Source organism: Paenibacillus sp. JNUCC 35 (assembly GCF_058269095.1).
The window spans coordinates 5,654,319-5,678,574 of the sequence record NZ_CM177771.1; the positions used below are offsets into that span (position 1 = coordinate 5,654,319).

Consider the following 24,256-nt stretch of genomic DNA (forward strand, 5'->3'; position numbering starts at 1 on the left):
CGCGCGCTTCACGGTTCCGCACTTCGTGATGCTGCGCTTGGCTGAGCTTCGCGACGCCGCACTTCATGTGCTGTGTTTGGCGGTGCTGCACTTCGCGGTGCTGTCATTAAGCTTTGCCAGGCCGAACTTTGCCGCAGTCATTTCCTGCATGTCCGTGATCGAACCCGGCTATCGTTGTCAGCTTTACTGTTCTGCGCAGAACTTGACTGGATCGTCTTATTCCGTGATGTACGGTACCCGTGCTGTGTTGAGCTTGGCCGAGCCAAAGGGCAGGCCCGACGTCACGGAGCGGACTCCGCCTTCTAACCAAAAAGGACAGCCGAATAACCGGCTGTCCTTTTTCCAAACTCATTTTCACAAGAATTATTTTTTCTCTTTTTTCACTTCATCCAGAAGCGACAGATCCAGGAACTTGCTCAGATCCAGCTCTTCTTTCTTCACGTTCTTGATGAAGCCGGCATCGATCGACACTTTTGCCATTTCTTCAATCGCTTCCTTGCTCACATCCGGCGTCAGATTGAGGCGGGAAAGCGCCGCTTTGATCAGTTCGTTATCCAGACCTTTGCCGCTCAGCTTTTTAAGCTGATTGTTGATCAGGTCGTATGACTTATCGGGACTGCTTTTGATGAAGTTAATGGCATCGATATTCGCCTGGATCGCGCCTTTGGCCATATCGCGGTGGTCCTTCAGGAATTTATCGCTCGCGACCAGGATCGTCAGCGGGTAGTTGCCGTTGTTCGGCGGGATTTTGTCCCAATCTACAAGAATTTGTCCGATGCCTTCCTTCTCCATCTGGGTTCCCCACGGTTCCGGGATAAGCGTAGCGTCGACTTCCTTCTGGCGCATCGCAACCAGTGTATCCGCCGGAGCGCGGGCGATAATCTCCACGCCGGATTTATCCGTCGTCACTTTCAGCCCTTCCTGCTGGAGAAGCAGGCGCAGCGAAATTTCGTTCGTGCTGCCGCGTGTCGGGATGGCGACGGTTTTGCCTACAAGATCTTTTACGCTTGAGATCCCCGCGTCTTTACGGACAGCCAGTACGGCGCCGCCGTTGTTGGAACCGGAAATCACTTTGAAGTTTTTGCTTTTCAGGTATTGGTTGGTGGATGGCCCGGGACCGACGAAGCCAAGGTCAATCTGATCCGTAGCCAGAGCGGTCGAAAAGTCCGAGCCGTTATCGAAAGCCGTGACTTCCACTTTGACGCCCTCGCCCCAATATTTCTCGAAATATTTATTTTCGAGCGCCACATAACCGGCGGCATGCGTAACGTTTTTGAAAATACCGACGCGGACTGTTTCCGGCTTCTTGCCGTCGCCGCTTCCGCCGGAGCTTTTGGAATCCCCGCCGCCGCATGCGGTGAGCACCGTACCGACCAGCAGAATGAGTGCAAGCAGCCAAGCTGTTTTTTTCATCGTAAACTCCCCTTTATCTGTTCTTCTGTTTCTTGCTTATTTACCGCTTGAGGCAAGGCCGTAGCGGAGCAGGATTTTATCCTCGAGCTTTTTGAAGCAAAGATGGTCGGAAATCGTGCCGAGCACCGCAATGATAATGACGATGCAAAGCATAAGCGCGGTATCCGCAATATCGCGGCCCTGCTGAAGCAATTGGCCCAAGCCGACGCCTTTGGCGATCAGTTCCCCGGCTACCAGCGCCCGCCAGGCGAACGCCCAGGCTACCCGCACCCCGTTGATGAGATGAGGGAAGGCCGCCGGAACCATGATCTGCCAGAACATCCGCAGCCCGTTGCCCGTGCCCATCGTCTGGGCCGCTTTCAGATAGATCGGCGGAATGTTCATAATGCCCGTGCGGCTCGACATGGCCATCGTCCAGGTGGCCCCGAGCGCCGTAATGAAAATAACGGAGGTGTCCGTCAATCCGAACCAGATGATCGCGAACGGCAGCCAGGCGATACTCGGAACCGTCTGCAGGGCAACGACGACAAAACCGAGCGTATCGTCCAGAAACCGGAAGCGGGCAAAAAGAAAACCCAGCAGAGTCCCTACAACGAGAGAGATACAGAAGCCGGTCAGCAGCCGTCCGAGCGATCTCAGCGTCGCTTCCACAAGCTGCCCGTCCGTAAGACCCAGGCGGAAAGCATCCAAGGTCTGGAACAGAGACGGGAATTTCCATCCCCAGTCGAAGATTCTATATCCCGCCTCCCACGCTATCAGCAGAATCACGAGAAAAATCGTTCTTCTTAAGGCTGTACTCATCGCCCATCTCCTCCTTTACCACTTTCTCGAGCTCCTCGGCAAGAACGTCCATGATCGCACTCTCGACATGATGGATAACGGAGTCGGCATTATCGCGCGGGCGCGCGGCTTGTACGGCGAATTCCTTTTTGATTGTTCCCGGACGGGTCGACATCACGACGACGCGGTCGGACAGGATAACGGCTTCACGGATGTTATGGGTAATAAACAAGATCGTTTTGCCGGTTTTCATCCAGATTTCTTCAAGTTCTTTATGCAAAATGAGACGAGTCTGCTCATCGAGCGCCGCGAAGGGCTCGTCCATGAGAAGAATTTCCGGGTCCATGGCAAGCGCACGTGCAATAGCGGCACGCTGCTTCATGCCTCCGGACAGCTCGTGCGGATAACGGTCCGCAAATTTGCTGAGGTGGACCGTCTTGATCTGCTCCATCGCTTTCTCGTACCGTTCTTTCTTCGGAATGCCCTTCTGCTTAAGGCCGAAGGCGACATTGTCGAGCACGGTCAGCCACGGAAACAGCGCATGCTCCTGAAAAACGACGACGCGGTCGGAGCCCGGTCCGGTCACTTTCGTCCCGTTCACTTCAATCGTACCTTCATCATAGCCTTCCAACCCGGCCACCATGTTCAGCACCGTCGACTTACCGCAGCCCGAGGGGCCGAGCAGAGATACGAACTCGCCTTTTCTGATGGTCAGCGAAACATCGTCAATAGCGGTAAATGATCCGCTGCTGCGCTGCTTGAAGGTTTTGCGAACATGCTTGATTTGTATCATCGCTTGATCTCTCCTTCAGGCTCGGACGAAAGCAGAAGCTTCGTATATTCCGTTCCTATTCTTATACCAACTTATTTTATCGGAATTATGTTATTTGTCAACCTTTAATTGCATAAAATTCTAATAAAAAAAGCCCTTGTAAAGGGCTTAAAGGACTGCTGTTAACAGGAATAGGCGGTTAACCCGCATGACGACGGGCGGCGCATCCGCAACTGTCCGGGCCACCCGCCCGATGCCGACGGGAGCCTACACGGCCGACACCGCCCGGCATCCTGAGCGCCGGACCTGCAGCCGCGGACGCGGAAGGCGCGCTTACCCGCGGGCTTGCCGCCCCCGCCGGGCTTTGGCGGACTCGGACTCCGCCACGACGAGCACGTCCATGCTGCGCGCCCCGCGCATGATCCGTTTCACGATGGACCCGTGAAACAGCCGCTCCCACAGCGACTCGCGCGCCTGGCCGATGATGAGCTGCGTAGCGCTCAGTTCCAAGGCCCGCGCGAGCAGCCCGTCCGCGGTGCGCCTCCGCCCCGCGGCGCCCAGCACTTCGAAGCGGCCGCCGAGCCGCTCCGTCAAGGTCTGCAGCGCGGCGATCCGCGCTTCCTCATCGCCGGCGGCCGAGTCGCTGCGGATGTAAGCGACGTGCCAGCGCGCTTTCAGCCGGTAAGCGATGCGGAAGCCGCGGCGGATGATGCGCTCCGCGTGCTGGTTCAGCTTCACGCAGACGAAGATCACTTCCTCGCGCCGCCAGGGGCCGCGCAGGGAGCCGACGCGTTCCCACGCCTCCAGGCGTTCGTCCACGTCGTCGGCGATTTCGCGCAGCGCAAGTTCCCGCAGGGCAATCAGATTAACGGTTTTGAAAAAGTGGCCGAGCGCCTGGTCCACTTTGTCCATCCCGTAAATCTTGCCCTCCTTCATGCGCTGCTGCAGAGTCTGCGGCGTGACGTCGATGAGCTCCACCTCATCGGCCAGCCGCAGGATGCTGTCCGGGACCGTTTCCCGGACCCGCACGCCCGTCAGCTGCTCGACGGAATCGTTCAAGCTCTCGAGATGCTGGACGTTCACGGTTGAGATGACGGAAATGCCCGCATTGAGGATCTCCAGGATATCTTCGTATCTCTTCTTGTTGACACTCTGCGGCACATTCGTGTGAGCCAGCTCATCCACAAGAACCAGATCCGGCATCCGGCGGATCACCGCCTCGGTATCCATTTCCTGCAGTTCGGTTCCCCGGTAGGTACTGATATTCCGTGGAATCAGCTCCAGATCGCCGACCTGATCCGCCGTTTCTTTACGGCCATGCAATTCGAGAAGTCCGATGACCACATCGATATTTTTACGCAGCAGATCGTTTCCTTCCCGCAGCATGCTGTAAGTTTTGCCCACGCCCGGCGCAGCCCCGATATAAACCTTGAAGCGTCCGCGCCGCGCTTTACGGATTTGACGTTCCATCTCCTGGGGACTCGGGCGCCGGTAAAGCTCGACCGGCGGCCGGGCATCGCTCTTTCGTTTGACCGGAAGAATCCGCTCTCCGTCCCGCTCCGCCCGGTCGGCAACCACGAACAGATCGATCCCTTGCAGACGGCTCACCGCATCGTTAAGCACCGAGCCCTGCCAAAACTCCTGCCAGCGGCTGTGCTTGGAGTGGCCCAGCACGATCCGGGTCACTTTGCGGTCGATTCCGTAACGGATGAGCGCCTGGGCAAGCTTTCGCCTCCCCGGGAAAGGAACCTCATCGAAAGTGCCGCCCACTTTCTCGACCAGTTTGATGATCGAACGGCGGAACGTAGCCGCATCCTTGGATAGAGCTTTCCCCGGGGCGGTAAAAGAGACGACGAACAAATCGCCGCTCAGCCGGTCCGCTATCTGCTGCCCCCGCCGGACATAAATCGACCCGTTCCAATGGTACTGGGCGGAAACCAAAATCCGCTCGTCGGCCCCCGAAGGTCCGGTCATCCCCATTTCTCCCCGGTGCTTCTCCAGAGATTCGTTGACTCCTTCCGCCACGAGCCGAAGGGCCAGCTCACGCAGCACGCCGATGTTCCCCCGTTCCAGCACCTTGCGCTCGTGCCACTGGCAGCCCCTCATCCCTCCCTCCTCAAGCCGGTTGAGGATCGTTTCGGGCGTGGCATCGATAAGCCTCACTTCATCGGCCAGCTCCAGGGTATCCGCCGGCACCGTATGTTCCACTACGATGCCCGTCATTTTACGGGCAAGCTCGCGCACTCCCTCCAATTCATACACGTTCACGGTTGCCAGCACACTGATCCCTTTGCTTAGCAGAAATTTGATATCCTCCAGCCTCGTCGGGTAGAGAGCCCCCGGCCTGTTGCGATGAGCCAGTCCATCGGTCAGCACCACTTCCGGATTGCGGGCAGCAAGGTCATCCAGCGGCAAATCCTGCTGCCTCACCCCGTCCTTCATCCATTCGATGCTTTCAACCCGTTCCAGCCCGCCGGCCTGTTCCATCGTCTCGGGACGTCCCTCCATAGAAACCGCGCACAGCACGACATCGATTCCCTGTTCTCGGAGTGTCTGCCCTTCCCGCAGCATGTGATACGTTTTCCCCGAACCGCTGACGGCCCCGATATAGATTTTCAGCCGGCCCCGGTGGATTTCCGAAATCGACAGCAAAATTTCTTCGGGGGTTTTTCTCCGGAAATTATCCATCCTCCGGCTCCTTTCCCGTTCCTTGTCCCTTATACCTCACATTGTTCTCCCACGGAATTCCCGTTGTCTTGTAAGCATCATGCAATCTTTTAGAGAGACAGAAACTTGATCCGGATCCTCTGCCCCAAAGAAGGTATATATAATAGTAGAAACACAATTTTTCATAAGAGTAAATCCCGCTTTTCCGCATTCCGAAAACCCGCAAAACGCATGCCCTCCTTACCGGAACGAGCATGCGTTTATGAGTGGCTGCCGGCTTCTGGAATCCTGCCCGGTCAGGCGTCTTTATCGTTACCGTATAAAATGGCTCCCGAACTGGCGGTTACCGGTTATTTTTCGGCTAATTTCTTCACATCCAGGTTCAATTCCAGCACATTCACGCGAGGTTCGCCGAATATGCCCAGATCGCGGCCGTCCGTGTTCTTCTTAACCAATTCCTGAAGCTGGGCGGTCGATATTCCCGTCACTTTGGCAATACGGGGAATCTGGACTTGAGCCGATTCCGGCGTAATATGAGGATCGAGACCCGAAGCGGAGTTCGTGAGCAAGGAAATCGGCACCTGATTGACGGGTACGCCCGGATTTTCCTTTTTCCATGACTCGATGGATTCCTGCGTGCGTTTTACCAGTTCCGGGTTGGACGGGGCATAGTTGTTAGAGCCCGAAGCTTCCGCTTTATATTCAATGGAAGAAACGCGGCCGTGGAAATACTTCGGATCCGCAAACAATTGCCCGATCAGCTCCGAGCCGACGACTTCACCCTGTTCGTTCTTGATGACGCTGCCGTTGGCCTGTTTGGGGAAAATGACCTGTGCGAGGCCTGTCGACACAAGCGGATAAATAATCCCGCACAGGACGATTAACAATACGCTGACACGGACGGCGATAGACAAGACGGATCCGTTCCACTCGCCGTTTTCTTTAGGTACCGAAGCGCCTGGATTCATCCTTTTTCAATCCTCTCTCTTATACCGGGGGAAGCCTGCGAGAGGCATTCCCGGCATGTGGTTGCTTGGTTCACAGGGTATTTTCAAGCCATTTACTTAAGCGTTTATGTGCTTCCGTTTCCACGAAACGGGTCCCTAGATCCAGACATGAACGACCAGATCAATCATTTTGATTCCGATAAAAGGAACGACGACCCCGCCCAGCCCGTAAACAAAAAGATTGCGGCTGAGCAGCTTTGTCGAGCTCATCGGGCGGTATTTGACGCCCTTCATCGCGAGAGGAATGAGCAGCGGAATGATGACCGCGTTGAAGATGAGAGCGGACAGCACCGCCGAAAGGGGCGATCCCAGCTTCATGATATTGAGGGCCTCCATTTGCGGGATCGCCAGCATGAACATCGCCGGAATGATCGCGAAATATTTGGCGATATCGTTGGCGATCGAGAAGGTCGTGAGCGCCCCGCGTGTCATCAGCAGCTGCTTACCGATGCCGACCACTTCAATGATCTTGGACGGATCGGAGTCCAGATCGACCATGTTGGCCGCCTCTTTGGCGGCGATGGTTCCGCTGTTCATCGCCAGACCCACGTCGGCCTGGGCAAGCGCCGGAGCGTCGTTCGTGCCGTCGCCGGTCATCGCGACCAGCTTGCCTTCCGCCTGCTCTTTGCGGATCACGGCAATCTTATCCTCCGGCTTGCTCTCGGCGATAAAGCCGTCCACACCGGCTTCCTTGGCGATAGTAGCCGCCGTCAGCGGGTTGTCGCCGGTACACATGATCGTTTTAATGCCCATTTGGCGCAAGGTATCGAACCGTTCCTTCATGCCAGGCTTCACGGTATCCTTCAAGTAAATCAGGCCGTAAACTCTTCCATCCACGGCCACGGCAAGCGGGGTCCCGCCTTCCGTGGCGATCGCGTCCCCGTTAGCCTTAAGATCGGCGGGAACCGTTCCGCCCTGCTCCTGCACCCAGCGGACGACGGCGTCTACGGCGCCTTTGCGCACTTTTCTGCCGTCTTTCAGGTCGATGCCGCTCATCCGGGTTTCCGCTTTAAAGTCGATGAACTCCCCGCCTTCCGCGAGAGAGGCCTCGTAAACCAGGTTCTGCTTCTTCATCAGCTCCAGCACGGAACGTCCTTCCGGCGTTTCGTCTTTGACCGAGCTGACGGCCGCCCAGGCAGCCGCTTCACCCGCGGAGGCGCCACCTACCGGGATAAATTCGCTGGCCATCCGGTTTCCGAACGTGATGGTCCCCGTTTTATCCAGAATGATCGTATTGATGTCACCGGCCGCTTCGACCGCCTTCCCCGACATCGCCAGGACGTTGAACTGGGTGACCCGGTCCATCCCCGCGATCCCGATTGCGGACAACAGGGCGCCGATCGTCGTCGGAATGAGGCAGACGAGCAGGGCGATCAGCACGGCCGTATCCAGCTCGACATTCACGAACCCCGCGATGGGCTTCAGCGTAACGACCACGATCAGAAAAATAAGTGTCAGCGTGATCAGCAGCGTGTTCAGCGCGATTTCGTTCGGCGTCTTCTGGCGGGACGCCCCCTCGACGAGGGAAATCATCCGGTCGATGAAAGATTCGCCGGGATCGCTCGTGATCCGTACCCGGATCGCGTCGCTTACGACCCGCGTGCCGCCAGTAACGGAGCTGAAATCGCCGCCCGCTTCTTTAATGACCGGCGCGGATTCCCCCGTGATCGCCGATTCATCGATAGAGGCCAGACCCTCAATCACTTCGCCGTCGCCGGGAATCATTTCTCCTTGGGCGACGGTAACGATATCGCCCTTGCGGAGTTCCGTGGACGGAACGACTTTAATGCCGCTGCCGACCACTTTGTTAGCCTGGATTTCTTGTTTGGACTTCTTAAGCGAATCCGCCTGGGCTTTCCCCCTGCCTTCCGCCAGCGCCTCGGCAAAGTTGGCGAACAGCACCGTGAAGAGCAGAATCAGAAACACTGTCAGGTTGAATCCGATCCGGTCCTGCGTTCCGAAGTAGCCCGGCAGTACCGTCATCAGAAGGACAATGAAGGTTCCGATTTCTACCACAAACATAACGGGATTTTTCATCATCGTAACCGGATTTAATTTAAGAAAGCTTTGCACGATCGCCTGTTTAACGATATCCCCGCTCAGCATCGATTTTCGTTTCGTTTGAGAAGCATTTGAGCTCATCCGTTTTCACCCCATCGTTTTTAACGCAATGTCAAATATTCGGCCACCGGACCGAGCGCGATTACCGGCAGGAAGGTGAGCGCCCCAATGATGACGACCGTACCTACCACGATTCCGGTAAACAAGGCATTGTCCGTACGGAACGTACCGATTGTTTCCGGGACCCACTGCTTACGGCCCAGTGAGCCGGCCACACCCAGCAGGGCGATGATCGACACGTAACGGCCAAGCAGCATCACAATTCCCGTGGAACTGTTCCAGAACGGCGTATTGTCTGCCAGCCCCTCGAAGCCGGAGCCGTTATTGGCCGCCGACGACGTGAACTCGTACAGCACCTGGGAGATTCCGTGGAATCCCGGATTGGTGACGGCTCCTTTGCCAAGCTCCGTCATGAAGGCGATCGCTGTCGGAGCCAGGATGATAAGCGGATGCGCCAGAATCGCAACGGCGATCAGTTTCATCTCACGGGACTCGATTTTGCGTCCCAGAAACTCCGGGGTCCGGCCGACCATGAGGCCCGCCAGAAAGACCGCCAAAATCGCGTACATGAGCATATTGACCAGCCCGACTCCGTCCCCGCCGAATACGCAGTTCAGCATCATTTGAGCGAGCGGAACCATTCCGCCCAGCGGGGTGAGCGTGTCGTGCATATTGTTGACGCTTCCCGTCGTCGCCGCCGTCGTTACCGTAGTGAACAGCGCGGACTGGGCAATGCCGAACCGCACCTCTTTACCTTCCATACTGCCGATGGACGAATCCGCGCCAAGGGCGTTCAAGGCAGGGTTACCGGCCTTTTCCGAGAAGAAAGCGACCGACAGAAAGACCAGGAACAAGGTCATCATCGCGGTGAAAATGACCCACCCCTGCTTCCGGTTCTTCGCAAACCGCCCGAAGGTATAGGTTAATGAGGCCGGAATGCACCACATGGACAACATTTCGATCACGTTAGTCAGCGGAGACGGATTTTCAAACGGATGGGAAGAGTTCACCCCGAAGAAACCGCCGCCGTTCGTACCCAGATGCTTGATGGACACAAGCGACGCTACCGGACCGATGGCGATTTGCTGCTCCCCGCCTTCAAGCGTCTTCGCGGCCACGGTCGGATCCAGCGTCTGCGGCACCTTCAGGCCGACAAGCACCAGCGTGACCACGATAGCCAGCGGCAGCAGCAGGCGGGTGTGTCCTTTTACAAAATCCGTAAAAAAGTTCCCGATGGTATTGCCTTTGGACGTCAGTCCGCGGATAAACGCAATCGCTACAACGATCCCCGTTACGGCGGACGTGAACATCATCATCATGATGACCGCCATCTGCGAGAAATAGGACAAGCCCGTTTCCCCGCTGTAGTGCTGCAGGTTGGTGTTCGTCATAAAGCTGATGATCGTATTAAACGACAGCGTCGCTTCCATATTGTCGATCCCGTTCGGGTTCAAAGGAAGAGCACGCTGCAGACGGAGGATCAGATACCCGACCGCCACAAGCACGATGTTGGTCAGCACAAGGCTGCCCGCATACTTCTTCCACGTCATGCCATTCTCGCTGCGGATACCCGCAAGCTTGTAAATGGGCCGTTCCAGCCAGCCGAACCATTTGTCCGTCCGGTTTCTCTCATTCGAAAAAACATGATAAATATAAGTCCCAAGCGGTTTCACCAGCAGGCAAAGCACCGCGATTACGATTACGATTTGCACAATCTCCATGGATTCCTATCCTCCTCAAGCAACTCCGCGCTAGTCGTTCACCGGCTGCCCGAAGGCGCCCTAAAATTTTTCGGGATGTATGAGCGCGTATATCAGATACAGGAAAAGCCCTGCCGTAAAAAGCGCGATGATCATCATGTACGGCCGCCTTCCGAGCCTTCCACGACATGGTCACACCAGGTCAGAAAACCGTAAAAGATGAGATAAATAAATGCCAGCAGCAGAATCATATAAAGGTCCGTCATGTGTGTCGGCTCCTTTCTTTCCTATTTATAGGTTCGTTTTATAGGTTCATTTATTATCCTTCGGACAGTGAATTTAAACGTTAGCGTAAAACTTCCTCGGGCACTTGGCCCGGTGCTGCTCCAAGCAGGAAAGAGACCTGACGGGTATTCGTATGCACCACATGGTCGGCGCCGAGCGCTTTATAAATCAACCGCGGTGTGGCATTCGTTTTCACCACAAAAATCGTTCCGGTTGTCCAGCTGCGGACCATCTGAAGATACCGGCAGCAGAGCGGCAGGCTGTCTTCGAAAAGATAAACGTCACCGATCGGAAGCTCGGGAACTTCCCAGGCTTCGTGGCGAACGGTGTCCACTTCCACGATGTGCCGGACTCCCAGCTTCTTCATCCGCTGTCCTTCTGCGGGGTTGTTCACAAGCGCCGCGAAGGGTCTGCGGTAAATATTCAGCAGTTTAATAAAGTTCTCGCCGGTGACATTCGGTGCGGAAACCAACGTATAGGTTTGGATCTTTCTCTCGTCCACTTTTTATCCCTCTTTCATGTTTTGGGCAGCAAAAAAAGAAGCCTGCGGAAGAGGAACTCTTCACGCGGCTTCTTGACGGTCACAGCCTAAAAAGACTATAGCCGAAGCGCGATAGCAGTCGCCTCTCTCGGTACGCTTACGAGGTTAGCTGTCGGATTCGGGCGTGAGAGTCGCCCTACCATGACGGCACGGATGCCGCTTCTGGATTCACCCCATGAGGACTGGCCGTCAGGCCTGCAAGTCCTCGTTGGTTCCCCCGTTTTCCGCTTCACACGGAAACTCAGCGATAAAAACGCATGTTCATTTGTTTGGCACATTTTTCATTTTCGGATGTTTTTGAACATAACAAAACCACAGCGAAACGAAGTCCCTGTGGTCGATGCCGATCACAAGCTTCTTCAACCCCTCCCGAACTCATGCGCTTACGAGGTTAGCTGTCGGATTCGGGCGGTGAGAGTCGCCCTACCTGATTGCCGGGTCCATGGGTTCCGGCGCTTCAGGATTCACCCCTGCAGACACGGCTCCGGCTCTCACACCGGATCAATGCTGCGATGGTTCCCCCGCTTCCCCCGGAGGGGGAAATTCAGCGAAAGCAAGAAACTGTTTTTTTCAATTGATGGAATGAATGTTACACCTCCGCACGTGCTTTGTAAAGATATGGGGAGATTGGTTTTAAACCGATTTAAGCCAAAGAAATCCCCTAATGCGCTTACATTTCTACTTTTTGTGCGCTAGCTTGTTAATACGTCGAAAATCTCACGTTTTTGAAAACGGTTTGGACATCCAGCCTCTTCCCGCACCGGAAAAACCTGCTATACTACTTGTAAATGTTCCCATATTAACCAGTAAGGAGGCATGTTTATGAAAATCGGATGGAAATCAATCTTGCTCTGGGGGGTGATTTCCATTGTCGGCGCGTTCGCTTTCGGGCTTGTCGCACTTAATCGCGGGGAAACGATCAATGCCGCCTGGCTCGTTATCGCAGCCGTCAGCTGCTATGCGGTCGCCTACCGGTTCTACAGCCGTTTTCTCGCCCGCAAAGTCTTCGTGCTCGACGACAACCGGAAAACACCCGCAGAGCTGAACAACGACGGCAAGGACTATGTGCCGACGAACAAATGGGTGCTGTTCGGGCACCATTTCGCGGCCATTGCCGGAGCGGGTCCTCTCGTAGGCCCCGTGCTTGCCGCCCAGATGGGCTATCTGCCCGGAACGCTGTGGATTATTCTCGGCGTTATTCTGGGAGGCGCCGTCCAGGATTTCGTGATTCTTTTCGCTTCAACTCGTAGAAACGGTAAATCGCTGGGCGATATGATCAAGGACGAAATCGGCAAGGTGACGGGCACGATTGCCATGCTTGGCATTCTGGGCATTATGATCATTCTTCTCGCCGTGCTCGGGCTCGTCGTCGTCAAAGCTCTGATCGGCAGCCCGTGGGGCATGTTCACGATTGCCGCCACCATTCCGATCGCCCTCCTTATGGGCGTGTATATGCGCTACATACGGCCCGGCCGGGTCGGGGAAGCATCGCTCATTGGCGTCGTGCTGCTCGTTCTGTCGCTGATCGGAGGCAAGTTCGTCGCCGAGAGCGCCGCTCTGGCCCCGCTTTTCTCCTTCAGCGGGGAAACCATCGCTCTGATGATGATCGCCTACGGCTTTTTCGCTTCGGTCATGCCGGTTTGGCTGCTTCTGGCGCCCCGCGACTATCTCAGCACGTTCCTGAAAGTCGGAACGATCATCGGCCTCGCGCTGGGTATTATTTTCGTTCTGCCGGATCTGTCCATGCCGGCCACGACCCGGTTCATCGACGGAACCGGTCCCGTCTTCGCCGGGAATTTGTTCCCGTTCCTGTTCATCACCATTGCCTGCGGCTCCGTATCGGGCTTCCATGCGCTGATCTCCTCCGGGACGACGCCCAAAATGCTGGAGCGCGAATCCCACGCGCGTCCGATCGGCTACGGCGCGATGCTGGTCGAATCGTTCGTCGCCATCATGGCGCTGATCGCCGCCTGCATCATCACGCCCGGCACCTACTTCGCGATTAACTCGTCGGCGGCGGCCCTGGGCGGTACCGATGTGGCGACCGCGGCGGCAACCATCACGAGCTGGGGCTTCACCATCACGCCCGAGCAGTTGACTACGCTGTCCAAGGATATCGGCGAGAGTACCATCCTCTCGCGGACGGGCGGCGCGCCGACCTTCGCCATCGGCATGGCGCAAATCTTGTCCGGCGTGATCGGCGGCAAAACGATGATGGCGTTCTGGTACCACTTCGCCATCCTGTTCGAAGCGTTGTTCATCCTGACGACGATCGACGCCGGTACCCGCGTGGGGCGTTTCCTCATCCAGGATCTGCTCGGCTATGCCAGCAAGTCGCTGGGGGATACCCGGTCCACGGTAGGCAATCTTATCGCTACGGCTCTCTGCGTGGCGGGCTGGGGTTATTTCCTCTACCAAGGCGTTGTGGACCCTCTGGGGGGCATCAACTCCTTGTGGGCGCTCTTCGGCATCGCCAACCAGATGCTGGCCGGCATCGCGCTTGTGCTGGGGACGACCATTTTGTTCAAAATGGGCAAGAAGGCGTACGCCTGGGTCACGCTCCTGCCCACAACGTGGCTGCTTATCGTGACCATGTCCGCCGGCTGGCAGAAGCTGTTCCACGAGAAAGCGAACATCGGCTTTCTTTCTCACGCCAAGCAGTTCCAGAACGCGCTGGACAGCGGCAAAATCGTCGCTCCGGCCAAAACGGCCGCGCAGATGAAGCAGATCGTGATGAACGATTACATCGACGCGGCCTTGTGCGGATTTTTCATGATCGTGGTGCTGATCGTGTTTATCTCGGCCATCCGCGTCTGGCTGAAGGCGATTTCGAACAAACCGCTGGACCTTTACGAAGCCCCGTATATCCCGCGCAGCGGGCAGGGCAGATCCGAGGCGACGAAATATGTTTAAGCGCCTGAAACTGATCTGGAGCTACCGCAATCAGTTTATCCATCTGATGGTGGGCGTCCCCCACTACGAGACATATGTGGCTCATATGAAAAGCACCCACCAAGACCAGCCTGTCCTGAGCCGTGCGGAGTTTTTCCGGCAGGCCCAGGACAACCGATATGACGCCAAGGACGGGAAAATCTCCCGCTGCTGCTAGGTGTTTGCGGCGGCACGCTACGGCGGCACGCTACGGCAGCACGCTACGGCGGCACGCTACGACAGCACGTTACGGCAGCACGTTACGGCAGCACGCTACGACAGCACAAAAAAACCAGCAGCCCTTTGGGCCGCTGGTTTTTTCCTTTATCCCTGTGTCTGCAGGGGAAGCTTTTTGCAAGGATCAGTGGATATCCTTCTTCTTGAATTGTCCGCCCTTCACATCGTGAATATTGCCGACGGCAATAAAGGCGTTTCCGTCCCATTCTTCGACGATGGATTTCAGCTTCGCTTCTTCCAGACGAGTAATAACGGTGAAAATCACCTTCTTGTCATCGCCGGTATAAGCGCCTTCCCCATGAAGGTAAGTCACGCCACGGCCCAGACGCTGAGTCAGCGCATCGCCGATTTCTTTATATTTTTCACTGATGATCCATACGGATTTCGACTGATCGAGACCTTCGATCGTCACATCAATCATTTTCATCGCAATGTAATACGCAATCAGGGAATACATCGCATGATCCCAACCGAACACGAACCCGGCGCTGCCGAGAATGAACAGGTTGATGAACAAGACGATTTCACCGACGGAAAACGGTGATTTTTTATTGATTAGAATAGCTACGATCTCCGTACCGTCAAGGGAACCGCCCGAACGGATAACGAGTCCGATCCCGACGCCGAGAATGACCCCACCGAAAACGGCGGCAAGCAGCGGATCGATGGTAAAAGCCGGAACCGGATGAAGCAGAGAAGTACCGACTGACATTGCGATAACACCGAACAACGTCGAAAAGGCGAACGTTTTACCGATTTGTTTGTAACCCAGAAACAGAAAAGGAAGATTCAGAAGGGTTAAGAAAATACCGAGAGGGAGATGGAAGAAGTGAGACAGCATAATCGAAATACCGGTGATACCGCCGTCGATAATGTTATTGGGAACGAGGAAAACTTCCAACCCGATCGAAAATAAAGCTGCACCTATCGAAATAAATACGATTCGTTGCAGAAGCTTTGCCGCAGTAGCCGTACGTTTACCTGATTTTTCGCCTTGAAAAGTCGATTTTTCCACACTCAATGGCCGACACCCCTTTTATTTGTAATGTATCTAAAGTCTGCCTTAATCCAAAAAAGGAGCCTGTTTGCAACAGACTCCAGAACAGCGGCCGGCAAACAAACATCGAATACATGTATTATACCATATTATTCGCCTAGGATCACTGAATTTACCGAAATACGGTCAAAAACGGAGATCGACATCCTTGACAAGCGTGCCAGACCTCTCCTAATCCGCTTTAATTCTTCCGAAAGGCAGGAAATACCGGGCAGGCGAATCATGCGTAACACCTGTTGTAGGCCGCATTTAAGCTTCCGCAAGCTGAGCTTAGTTTCCCCCCCGTTCTAACTTTCATTCCACTCGGCACTGCCGTATTGCAGAATGTGCTGCTGCATTTTCTTGCTTAGACTCCCTCGTACGAGCTGGTAGGAAACGTCCACCATATCCATGATTTCCTGCGGGTCCAAGCTTCCGTCCAGCCGGACGGTGTTCCAGTGGCGCTTGTTCATGTGATAACCGGGCTTTACGGCCTCCGGGTACTGCATGCGCAGCAGCTCCGCTTCCTCCGGCGGACATTTTAACGTTACACTTCCCTCACCCGGAGCCGCTCCCGAAGGCAGCAGAGCGAACATTTTGCCTCCTACGCGCAGCACATCGGTCTCATTGTCGAAGGGACGGTCTGCGACAGCCCCCGGTTTGGATAAAGCGTATTCCATAACCTCATTTGTATTCATAGCAGAAATGCCCCTTTCACGATAAAAGTTTTGTTCAACACCGGATTCGCTTCGTAAAGCGGAATTCCTTTTCGTCCAAACAAAAGAACACCCCTCGTCCGCCTTAGGCCTATGCCTTACGACTTGTCAGGGGTGTTCTTGCCGTTGACTTTCATCCTATCCTTGCGGATGTTATTTCAAATGCAGGCGCCTTTATAAGTTAGCCGTCTGCCGATCTTGGCATTACGCTTTCGGCTGATGCCCGTTTACGAGCGCCACGACTTCCTCCGCCGTCGAAAGCTCAATCGCGCGGGCGGCGAGCTGCCGCATCTCCGACAGGGAGAGCTTCACAATCTGGCTGCGTGCAGGCAGAATGGAAGTGGCGCTCATGCTGAACTCGTCGAGACCGAGTCCGAGCAGAAGCGGGATCGCGGTCGTATCTCCCGCCATTTCGCCGCACATGCCGGCCCATTTGCCTTCGCGATGTGCCGCGTCAATCACCATTTTAACCAGGCGCAGAATGGCCGGATTATACGGCTGATACAAATAAGAGACACGCTCGTTCATCCGGTCGGCCGCCATCGTATATTGAATGAGGTCATTAGTACCGATGCTGAAGAAGTCCACTTCTTTGGCAAACTGGTCGGCCATAACAGCCGTCGACGGGATTTCCACCATGATACCGAGCTGAATCTCGTCGGATGCCGGTGTTCCCTCCTCCGCAAGTTTCGCCTTCTCTTCCAGTAGAAGAGCTTTCGCTTGACGGAACTCATCCAGCGTAGCGATCATCGGGAACATGATCCGAAGCGAGCCGTGTACGCTGGCACGCAGCAGGGCGCGCAGCTGGGTGCGGAAGATATCCTCGCGCTCCAGACACAAGCGGATTGCCCGGAAGCCGAGGAACGGGTTCATCTCCTTCGGAAGCTGCAGGTAAGGCAGCTCCTTGTCGCCGCCGATGTCGAGCGTACGCACCACAACCGGCTTGCCCTCCATTTTCTCAAGGACCGCCTTGTAGGCCTTATACTGTTCTTCCTCCGTCGGCAGCTGATCGCGCCCCATGTACAGGAACTCGGTCCGGTACAGGCCGACAGCCTCGCCGCCATTCTCCAGCACGCCTGCCACGTCGGCAGGTGTGCCGATGTTCGCCGCAAGTTCGACATGGTGACCGTCCGGGGTCACCGTCGGCTCGTTGCGCAGCTTGGCCCATTCGGCGCGCTGCTCCGCGTAGCGCTGCCGCTTCGCGCGGTATTCTTCGACCACCGCGGGCTCCGGATTGATCAGAACGTCGCCGTCCAATCCGTCCACAATCAGCAGGTCGCCGTCCTTGACAAGATCCAGCACGTTCTTCGTCCCGACGACGGCCGGAATTTCAAGCGAGCGCGCCATGATCGCGGAATGGGACGTGCGTCCGCCGATGTTGGTCGTAAAGCCTTTCACGTACGTGCGGTTAAGCTGGGCCGTATCCGACGGAGTCAAATCCTCTGCCACGACAACAGTCTCCTCCGAGATCGACGACGGGCTCACGAATTTGACGCCGAGCAGATGAGCGAGCACCCGCTTCGTCACATCCCGCATATCCGACGCGCGTTCTTTCAGATAATCGCTGTTCATGTTCTCGAACATTTCGACGAACGTCATCGCAACTTCGTTCATCGCAAATTCCGCGTTGACCTTCTTGTCGCGGATTTTCGCTTTCACCGGATCGACCAGCTCGGGATCACCGAGCACAAGCAGGTGAGATTCGAAAATCTCCGCTTTCTCTTCTCCCATCTCCCGGAGCGTCTGTTCCTTGATAGCCTCGAGCTCGGCGCTGGATTTCTCCAGAGCCTGCTCGAATTTGGCAACCTCGGCTTCCGTATCCTCCACGGTTTTGCGGACGACGGTCAAGTCGGGGTGTTCCAGACGGAACGCCCGGGCGATGGCAATTCCCGCCGAAGCGGCAATGCCACGTATATTAGCCATGAAGCTCGCCCAGCCCTTCTTTAGTCATAATTGCTTCCAAAGCCGCGATCGCTTCCGCTGCATCTTCACCTTCTGCGGAGAAAGTAATTACATCGTTTTCTTCCAGCCCCAGAGAAAGCACGCCTAGAATCGATTTCATAGTCACTTTCTTGCCTTTGCTCTCGGCGAATACGTCCGCTTTGAATTTATTGGATGTGTTGACAAGTGCTGTAGCCGGACGTGCGTGAATTCCTGTATCGCTGGTCACTTTAAATGTTTTTTGCATAGTTGGTCATCTCCACTCAATAATTTAGTTGCATACGTCTATCTTAACCGAAAAAGAGGGGGTTAGAAAAATACCGCCCTTCTCCCTCAGTCCTTTTACTTAATCGTAATAATATGTTTGTCGCCTGATTTAACGTCGCCCTGTTTATTCAAACGAATTTCAGTGCCTTCCGGCAGGTTCGTAAAAATAACCGGTGAGATGATGGAAGGAGCATGCTCTTTCACATAATCGAGATCGACTTTCATGATCGGCTGGCCGGCTTCCACGATATCCCCTTCGGAAACGAGCACTTCAAAGCCTTGCCCTTTCAGTTTTACCGTGTTAACGCCGATATGAACCAGCAGTTCTTTACCCGCATCGGACTGGATGCCGATGGCATGCTTGCTCGGGAATACGTTGAAAATTTTGCCGTTTACCGGGGAAACGATCGTCCCGTTTTTCGGCAGGATAGCAAATCCGTCGCCCGTCATTTTCTGGGAAAAGACTTCGTCCGGAACGAGCGTGATATCCATCAGTTCGCCATCAGCCGGAGCTACGATCGTTTCTTCTTTCATCAGCTCCCTGCCGCCCGTATCGGGAGATTCCACCACCGGCACGCTCGCCGTGGAAGGAATGCGGCCCGCCATAACGTCTTGAATCTGATTTTTCAACGAATCGGAACGGGTTCCGAAAATGGCTTGTACATTGTTGCCGACTTCAAGAACGCCCGAAGCCCCCAGTTTTTTGAGACGCTCTTTATCCACGGCGCCTTTGTCTTTCACCTGAACACGCAGACGCGTGATACAAGCGTCAAGGTTCGAAATGTTCGGCGCTCCGCCCAATGCCGCGAGAATGCTGCTCGGCAGGTCGCCCGTGCCGCTGGCATTGCTTGCGCCGCTGACGGGAGCATCGTCCGTGTCGGCTTCCGTTTGAACTTCTTCGCGTCCAGGCGTTCTCAGATTGAACTTGGTAATCGCGAAGCGGAACACCACATAGTAGATGACCGCGAAGACAAGGCCGACCAGAATCGCGAGCCACCATGGCGTACGGTTCGGCAGGACACCGAGCAGCAGGAAGTCGATCGAGCCGCCGGAGAACGTAAAGCCGAGCTTAACCTGCAGCAGCGTCATAATCGCGAAGGAAAGACCTGCGAGCAGGGCATGGAAAACGTAGAGAAGCGGTGCTACGAACAAGAATGAGAACTCGATCGGCTCCGTAATCCCCGTAAGGAAAGCCGTCAAAGCGGCGGAGCCCATAATACCGGCAATCAGCTTTTTGTTCTCGGGACGCGCCGTGTGGTAAATGGCCAGACACGCGGCCGGCAGACCGAACATCATGAACGGGAAGTTCCCGCTCATAAACGTACCCGCCGTAAGCGGTACGCCGTCTTTCAGCTGAGCGAAGAAAATTTTCATATCCCCGCGCACCAGAACGCCCGATTTATCGATATATTCACCGAACTCGTACCAGAACGGCGCATTCCAGATGTGATGCAGACCGAACGGAATGAGAGAGCGGACACCGACCCCGAACAAGAAAGAAGCCAGAACCGGATTCGCGTCGAGCACGGAACGGGAGAAAGCGCTCAGTCCGTGCTGTACCGGAGGCCAGATAAAGATCAGGATAAGCCCGGTCAGCAGCGCGGCAAGGGAGGTAATGATCGGAACGAACCGCTTGCCCGCAAAAAAGCCGAGGTACGACGGAAGTTCGATTTTATGATACCTCTTGTAAAGGAGCGCCGCTATGACACCCATGATAATCCCGCCGAAAACGCCCGTTTGCAGAGTCGGTATACCCAGCACGCTCGCGTAAGAAGGATCTTTCAGCGTCAGCGAGAAAGGGGTTACACCCGCCAGAACGCCCATCGTCACGTTCATAATCAAGTAACCGATCGTGGCTGCTATACCGGCAACGCCGTCCCCGCCCGCCAGACCGATCGCTACCCCGATTGCGAAAAGCAATGCCAGGTTCGCGAAAATAATGTCGCCTGCGCTCGACATGAGGTGAGCCGCAACCTGAAACCCGTTTCCGCTGAGGAAAGGCATAAGCTCAATCGTATCCGGGTTTTGCATGGCCGAACCGAACGCCAGCAGAAGACCCGCGGCAGGAAGAATGGAAACCGGAAGCATGAGCGCCTTACCTACTTGCTGGAGCGCGCCGAAAACGCCTTTTAACATTTGCTTCACTTCCTTTATCTGGTCATAGTGTCTATGGATTATTCAACCCCACAGGCAAGGCCGAAACAGCAAAAAAGGCATAAGCAATCAAGGAATGCCGGAAATAGCTGCCGGATAAGGGTTAATATAACCCATATCGGACCATTTCCATTCATTCTCTTTCTTGCTCATGCCTGATCGTATCAGTCACACGCGCATATCGCCTGTTCAGTTGTATAATTCCTAAGCTCCGTCATTATAGCATGACGAATCTGAACAGACAATACCATTTTTCACACTTTCATCCCGTCAAAAAGGAGACCTCCCGAACGGGAAATCTCCAGTTATAAAACGGAAGTGGGTGCGTTCCGGGAAAGGAACGTCGCCCCTTCCAAAGGGGATATCGTTCTATTAAGATACCTGCAAGATATCTGAAAGGCAGCTATTTAAGTCGTCTGTGGAAGATAACTCCCGCAATTGCAAAAGCTTCGGTTCGGATAGGGCGATCCGGGCATCGGGCCTTAGACGGCTCGGCGGATTCGGGTGGCATGAGCCTACCCGGCCGGTTTACGAGGATAGTCCGGAGTCAGAATAAACGCCGTCTCCTCCGCATCCAGAGGGGGCTGCCGGGGAAGCACGCGGTCGATAAACGGGGTCGTATCCAGCTTGGCAAGCTTGACGCGCCCCGGTCCCCAGCCGATCTTCTCTCTCCAACTGCCGAGCACGCCGGATTCCGCAAGTTCCTGCTCATCGACGCCTACCGCCTCGTCGCCGTATGGAGACACGTAAAGCGCGTCAACCGGGCAGTAAACCTCGCAGATAAAGCAGGTCTGACAATCGTCCTGCCGGGCGATAACCGGTACCCGGTCGGGTCCTTCGTCGAACACGTTCGTGGGGCAGACCTTGACGCACATGCTGCAGCCTACGCAGCGGGTGGAACTGACCAGCTCGATCATGCCGGCGTCACCTCCTTCCGCACGACATCTCCGCCGGACGGTTGAAGCGGTTCATGTCCCCGCTGCCCCGAAGGCCCGGGATGCACCGCCGGGGCAGCGGCCGTCAGGGCCGGGACTTCCCCGCCGCCCTCGAACTTGACGCGGATGTCGTCCAGCCCCGACACGAGCAGACGGCGCTGGTAGGCCGGATCGGGATGCGGGTATTCCGCGAGCGTGTGCATGCCGCGGGTTTCCCGCCTCGCCAGTCCGGCGGTATGAATCCAGCGGGCCGCCGCCACCATGGCGGCCGCTTCCCTGGCACGGACGCGCTCCCTCGCATCGCTGCCGGGGATACCGCCCTGGACGAGGGGCCATAGTCCGTGCAGTCTTTGAAGAGACTCCCGGAGCACCGGCTCGCTCCGGAAGTAGTTGATCTCCAGCGGGAACACTTCCCGCTGGACGGCCCCGATAATCCCCGGGACATCCCTCATTGCGGATGTCCCCGGCGTCCCTGCGAGCCCGGCGCCGCCTGCCGGGCGGAGATGGCGCTGCCCGGCCCGGTTGCCCAGGGCCAGCGCATACCCCGCGGCGGCTCTGCCGGACCAGGTCCCGGACGAGATCGCCCACGAGGCGTTGAAAGCGCCGCCTCCGGATTGAGCGCCCGTGACTCTCTCCCGGGTGGCCGCATCGCCGGCGGCATAGAGCCCGGCCACGGTCGTCGAGCAGTCTTCGCCGACGAGCCGGATGCCGCCCGTTCCCCGCACGGTTCCCTCGTATCGGAGGGTCAGCGGGAACGGCTGCGTGAACGGGTCAATGCCGGCCCGGTCTAGCGGCAGGAAGAAGATCGCGTGCGAGCTGCGCAGGATCGCCCGCTTCTCCGGGGTGTCCGCCTTGTCCATGACGGCGTACACAGGCCCTTTGCTCAGCATCTTCGGCAGGAAATCGTGCGGCCGGGGCCCCTCGGAATGCAGAGGCGTGCCGTCCTCGGCATAGAAGGTCGCCCAGTTCAGCAGACGTCCGCGCGTGTTCGTGCCGAAGGCCGCGCTCGGTGCGTACTGACGGCTGAACTCCATGCCGGAGAGCTCCACGCCGAGCTCGGCGGCCATCAGCAGGCCGTCGCCGGTCAGGACGTTGCAGCCGAGACCCTTGCTCAGGAAGGCGCAGCCTCCCGTGGCGATCACGACGGCGCCCGCCCGCACTTCCCATTCCCGGCGATCGAGCCGGGATACGCCTCTGGCTCCGCCGACGCCATGCTCGTCGACGAGAAGCTCCAAGGCCGGAGACTGGTCCAGGATGCGGGCCCCCGCCTTGATGACGGCCCGGCGCATAAGCTTCATGTATTCCGGGCCCTGGAGGTGATCCCTCATAGGCACTCCGTTCTCGTCCCTGCGGAACGGGTAGCCCCAGGATTCCACCAGTTCCAGGCTTTCGTACACCTGATCGAGCACGCCGTGAATCCATGATGGTTCCGACAGGAAGCCGCCTCCCTTCATCCGCTTCCTGACCGCTTCTTCCCTCATAACGGGATCGGGCGGAAGATAGAGAAGATTGGTTCCTCCCGGCGCCGTTGCCCCGCTGGAACCGAGAAAGCCCTTGTCGGCCACGACTACCCTGGCACCGCGTGAAGCCGCGCTCCATGCGGCCCAGGCGCCTGCGGGTCCGCCGCCGATCACCAGGACATCGGCCGTTAATTGAAGCGGCTGTTTCTGACTCATGGTTCTCCCTCCCTGTTCTGCCGCTTATTTTGCTGCAACCGGTTTTGATGACCGGTTTATTTCACCAGCCATTCGTCGACGTTGAAATCCGTGTCGGCTAATTTATCCTGGACCAGAAAATCTTTGGTCGCCTTTAAAGCTTGAATGCCGCTGTCCGTAAACGACTCTCTCTGAATACGGGAGACGGCGCTCGTTTTTTTAACCAAATCCAGAGGAGTTCCGGTATTCTCGACGACAAACGCATAATAAGCGTCTTCCTGCGTTTTCAGATCGTCCAGCGCTTTAATCCTCAGGTCATTCCACACTTTCGCGATATCCGGTACTTTCTTCAAATAGCTCTCCGATACAACCGTTACCCCCGCGCCTACGAGACCGGGATGATCCTTGGCCGCTTCGTCCAGAACGGGAAAGCCTTGAGGAATCATCTTGAGCCCGCGCACTTCCGTGGTGGCTATAGCGTCCACTTCTCCTCTGACCAGAGCTGCATCCGCGTCTTCATCCAGCAGATGGATCAGCTGTACGTCTTTAATGCCCTGCTCTTTGAGCAGACCTGCCAGATAGCGGTGCATGTAGGAGCCTTTTTTCACGGAGACTTTCTTGCCTTTCAGTTCGGCCAACGTTGCGGGACCGTTCTTCTTCCCGAGAATAAACGCATTGCTCCCGGAGGAATTCAGGGTGATGACTTTGGACGGCGCTCCTGCGGAACGGGCCAATATGGCCGGCGTATCGCCCAGCGAGCCGATATCGATCCGTCCGCTGATCAGCGATTCGCTCAAATCCGGGCCGTTGGGAAAACCGACAAACTGCACGTCCGTGATCCCCCGTTTTTTCAGTTCCTCCTTCGCCTCGCCTTTGTAGAACCCCCAGCCTTCGGCGCCGCTCGGAAGGTTCAGCTTGTTCGCGCCGATATAGCCCACGCGCAGCACGGAAGGCGCCTTGCCTCCCGGGTCCGCTCCCCCGGACGGATCGGCTTCCGCCCGGCCGCAGGCCGAAGCCAGCAGGACCAGCGCTGTCAGAAGCAGAACAAAACCGATGAGATGCGTGTATTTTTTCGTGTATGCCGGATGTGTCATGTTT

General features: G+C 56.3%; 19 protein-coding genes and 2 riboswitches. Of the genes, 2 read left to right on the forward strand and 17 right to left on the reverse strand.

All coding sequences use genetic code 11. The annotated features are described in order from the left end of the window. Window positions 1–363: 363 nt before the first annotated feature. The 9 genes from AC2TF6_RS25615 to AC2TF6_RS25655 form a co-directional block, all read right to left on the reverse strand. A complete protein-coding gene (locus AC2TF6_RS25615; RefSeq protein WP_218230804.1) occupies window positions 364–1,413 on the reverse strand; it encodes an ABC transporter substrate-binding protein in 1,050 nt (349 codons plus the stop codon). Between the two features lie 36 nt (window positions 1,414–1,449). After that, complete coding sequence (locus tag AC2TF6_RS25620) at window positions 1,450–2,214, reverse strand: ABC transporter permease (RefSeq protein WP_231392098.1); 765 nt, start codon at window positions 2,212–2,214, stop codon at window positions 1,450–1,452. Continuing rightward, window positions 2,147–2,986, reverse strand: a complete 840-nt coding sequence (locus AC2TF6_RS25625; RefSeq protein WP_009674680.1) for an ABC transporter ATP-binding protein — start codon at window positions 2,984–2,986, stop codon at window positions 2,147–2,149. The genes AC2TF6_RS25620 and AC2TF6_RS25625 overlap by 68 nt, the downstream gene beginning before the upstream one ends. A gap of 312 nt (window positions 2,987–3,298) precedes the next feature. Further along, window positions 3,299–5,653 (reverse strand): histidine kinase, encoded by a 2,355-nt coding sequence (locus AC2TF6_RS25630; protein ID WP_491309066.1) that lies wholly within the window; start codon window positions 5,651–5,653, stop codon window positions 3,299–3,301. Window positions 5,654–5,982: 329 nt separating this feature from the next. After that, window positions 5,983–6,600 carry a potassium-transporting ATPase subunit KdpC gene (gene kdpC / locus AC2TF6_RS25635; RefSeq protein WP_491309067.1) on the reverse strand — a complete coding sequence of 206 codons (618 nt, stop codon included), beginning with the start codon at window positions 6,598–6,600 and terminating at the stop codon, window positions 5,983–5,985. 135 nt (window positions 6,601–6,735) lie between these two features. After that, window positions 6,736–8,781 carry a potassium-transporting ATPase subunit KdpB gene (gene kdpB, locus AC2TF6_RS25640; protein ID WP_491309068.1) on the reverse strand — a complete coding sequence of 682 codons (2,046 nt, stop codon included), beginning with the start codon at window positions 8,779–8,781 and terminating at the stop codon, window positions 6,736–6,738. Window positions 8,782–8,801: 20 nt separating this feature from the next. Next, window positions 8,802–10,481 (reverse strand): potassium-transporting ATPase subunit KdpA, encoded by a 1,680-nt coding sequence (gene kdpA, locus AC2TF6_RS25645; RefSeq protein WP_491309069.1) that lies wholly within the window; start codon window positions 10,479–10,481, stop codon window positions 8,802–8,804. A 60-nt stretch (window positions 10,482–10,541) separates the two neighbouring features. Further along, complete coding sequence (gene kdpF / locus AC2TF6_RS25650; RefSeq protein ID WP_103997486.1) at window positions 10,542–10,619, reverse strand: K(+)-transporting ATPase subunit F; 78 nt, start codon at window positions 10,617–10,619, stop codon at window positions 10,542–10,544. Window positions 10,620–10,806: 187 nt separating this feature from the next. Next, the gene (locus tag AC2TF6_RS25655) at window positions 10,807–11,247 is read right to left on the reverse strand and encodes a hypothetical protein (protein ID WP_009674676.1); all 441 of its coding nucleotides are present in this window, start codon (window positions 11,245–11,247) and stop codon (window positions 10,807–10,809) included. Between the two features lie 117 nt (window positions 11,248–11,364). Further along, window positions 11,365–11,543: riboswitch (cyclic di-AMP (ydaO/yuaA leader) on the reverse strand. Between the two features lie 108 nt (window positions 11,544–11,651). Next, window positions 11,652–11,846: riboswitch (cyclic di-AMP (ydaO/yuaA leader) on the reverse strand. Between the two features lie 262 nt (window positions 11,847–12,108). Between AC2TF6_RS25655 and AC2TF6_RS25660 the strand changes: the two genes are divergently transcribed. Both AC2TF6_RS25660 and AC2TF6_RS25665 read left to right on the forward strand, forming a co-directional pair. After that, window positions 12,109–14,199, forward strand: coding sequence for a carbon starvation CstA family protein (locus AC2TF6_RS25660; RefSeq protein ID WP_491309070.1), 2,091 nt, complete (start codon window positions 12,109–12,111; stop codon window positions 14,197–14,199). Next, entirely contained in the window at window positions 14,192–14,395 is a 204-nt protein-coding gene (locus AC2TF6_RS25665) for a YbdD/YjiX family protein (protein WP_491309071.1), read from the forward strand. The genes AC2TF6_RS25660 and AC2TF6_RS25665 overlap by 8 nt, the downstream gene beginning before the upstream one ends. A gap of 183 nt (window positions 14,396–14,578) precedes the next feature. On the opposite strand, the gene AC2TF6_RS25670 is transcribed toward AC2TF6_RS25665, so the two are convergent. From AC2TF6_RS25670 to AC2TF6_RS25705, 8 genes are all read right to left on the reverse strand, one after another. Then, a complete protein-coding gene (locus AC2TF6_RS25670) occupies window positions 14,579–15,475 on the reverse strand; it encodes a YitT family protein (protein WP_491309072.1) in 897 nt (298 codons plus the stop codon). A gap of 323 nt (window positions 15,476–15,798) precedes the next feature. After that, window positions 15,799–16,188, reverse strand: coding sequence for an MmcQ/YjbR family DNA-binding protein (locus AC2TF6_RS25675; protein WP_369999605.1), 390 nt, complete (start codon window positions 16,186–16,188; stop codon window positions 15,799–15,801). A 222-nt stretch (window positions 16,189–16,410) separates the two neighbouring features. After that, entirely contained in the window at window positions 16,411–18,129 is a 1,719-nt protein-coding gene (gene ptsP, locus AC2TF6_RS25680; RefSeq protein ID WP_491309073.1) for a phosphoenolpyruvate--protein phosphotransferase, read from the reverse strand. Then, window positions 18,122–18,394, reverse strand: a complete 273-nt coding sequence (locus AC2TF6_RS25685) for a phosphocarrier protein HPr (protein WP_009674656.1) — start codon at window positions 18,392–18,394, stop codon at window positions 18,122–18,124. Before AC2TF6_RS25685 ends, ptsP begins: the two co-directional genes overlap by 8 nt. A 95-nt stretch (window positions 18,395–18,489) precedes the next feature. Then, window positions 18,490–20,550: a glucose-specific PTS transporter subunit IIBC gene (ptsG, locus tag AC2TF6_RS25690; RefSeq protein ID WP_491309074.1), complete on the reverse strand. Its 2,061-nt coding sequence runs from the start codon at window positions 20,548–20,550 to the stop codon at window positions 18,490–18,492. Window positions 20,551–21,083: 533 nt separating this feature from the next. Beyond that, on the reverse strand, window positions 21,084–21,485 hold the full coding sequence (locus AC2TF6_RS25695) for a 4Fe-4S binding protein (protein WP_491309075.1): 402 nt from the start codon (window positions 21,483–21,485) through the stop codon (window positions 21,084–21,086). Further along, window positions 21,482–23,179 (reverse strand): FAD-dependent oxidoreductase, encoded by a 1,698-nt coding sequence (locus tag AC2TF6_RS25700; protein WP_491309076.1) that lies wholly within the window; start codon window positions 23,177–23,179, stop codon window positions 21,482–21,484. Before AC2TF6_RS25700 ends, AC2TF6_RS25695 begins: the two co-directional genes overlap by 4 nt. Window positions 23,180–23,235: 56 nt before the next feature. Further along, window positions 23,236–24,252 carry an ABC transporter substrate-binding protein gene (locus AC2TF6_RS25705; protein ID WP_491309077.1) on the reverse strand — a complete coding sequence of 339 codons (1,017 nt, stop codon included), beginning with the start codon at window positions 24,250–24,252 and terminating at the stop codon, window positions 23,236–23,238. Window positions 24,253–24,256 lie beyond the last annotated feature (4 nt).

What these genes read in the sequence shown, in the direction of transcription:
- AC2TF6_RS25615 (WP_218230804.1), bottom strand. Translation starts at nt 1,413, where the DNA reads ATGAAAAAAACAGCTTGGCTGCTTGCACTCATTCTGCTGGTCGGTACG.
- AC2TF6_RS25620 (WP_231392098.1), bottom strand. Translation starts at nt 2,214, where the DNA reads ATGAGTACAGCCTTAAGAAGAACGATTTTTCTCGTGATTCTGCTGATA.
- AC2TF6_RS25625 (WP_009674680.1), bottom strand. Translation starts at nt 2,986, where the DNA reads ATGATACAAATCAAGCATGTTCGCAAAACCTTCAAGCAGCGCAGCAGC.
- AC2TF6_RS25630 (WP_491309066.1), bottom strand. Translation starts at nt 5,653, where the DNA reads ATGGATAATTTCCGGAGAAAAACCCCCGAAGAAATTTTGCTGTCGATT.
- kdpC (WP_491309067.1), bottom strand. Translation starts at nt 6,600, where the DNA reads ATGAATCCAGGCGCTTCGGTACCTAAAGAAAACGGCGAGTGGAACGGA.
- kdpB (WP_491309068.1), bottom strand. Translation starts at nt 8,781, where the DNA reads ATGAGCTCAAATGCTTCTCAAACGAAACGAAAATCGATGCTGAGCGGG.
- kdpA (WP_491309069.1), bottom strand. Translation starts at nt 10,481, where the DNA reads ATGGAGATTGTGCAAATCGTAATCGTAATCGCGGTGCTTTGCCTGCTG.
- kdpF (WP_103997486.1), bottom strand. Translation starts at nt 10,619, where the DNA reads ATGATGATCATCGCGCTTTTTACGGCAGGGCTTTTCCTGTATCTGATA.
- AC2TF6_RS25660 (WP_491309070.1), top strand. Translation starts at nt 12,109, where the DNA reads ATGAAAATCGGATGGAAATCAATCTTGCTCTGGGGGGTGATTTCCATT.
- AC2TF6_RS25665 (WP_491309071.1), top strand. Translation starts at nt 14,192, where the DNA reads ATGTTTAAGCGCCTGAAACTGATCTGGAGCTACCGCAATCAGTTTATC.
- AC2TF6_RS25675 (WP_369999605.1), bottom strand. Translation starts at nt 16,188, where the DNA reads ATGAATACAAATGAGGTTATGGAATACGCTTTATCCAAACCGGGGGCT.
- ptsP (WP_491309073.1), bottom strand. Translation starts at nt 18,129, where the DNA reads ATGGCTAATATACGTGGCATTGCCGCTTCGGCGGGAATTGCCATCGCC.
- AC2TF6_RS25685 (WP_009674656.1), bottom strand. Translation starts at nt 18,394, where the DNA reads ATGCAAAAAACATTTAAAGTGACCAGCGATACAGGAATTCACGCACGT.
- ptsG (WP_491309074.1), bottom strand. Translation starts at nt 20,550, where the DNA reads ATGTTAAAAGGCGTTTTCGGCGCGCTCCAGCAAGTAGGTAAGGCGCTC.
- AC2TF6_RS25695 (WP_491309075.1), bottom strand. Translation starts at nt 21,485, where the DNA reads ATGATCGAGCTGGTCAGTTCCACCCGCTGCGTAGGCTGCAGCATGTGC.
- AC2TF6_RS25700 (WP_491309076.1), bottom strand. Translation starts at nt 23,179, where the DNA reads ATGAGTCAGAAACAGCCGCTTCAATTAACGGCCGATGTCCTGGTGATC.
- AC2TF6_RS25705 (WP_491309077.1), bottom strand. Translation starts at nt 24,252, where the DNA reads ATGACACATCCGGCATACACGAAAAAATACACGCATCTCATCGGTTTT.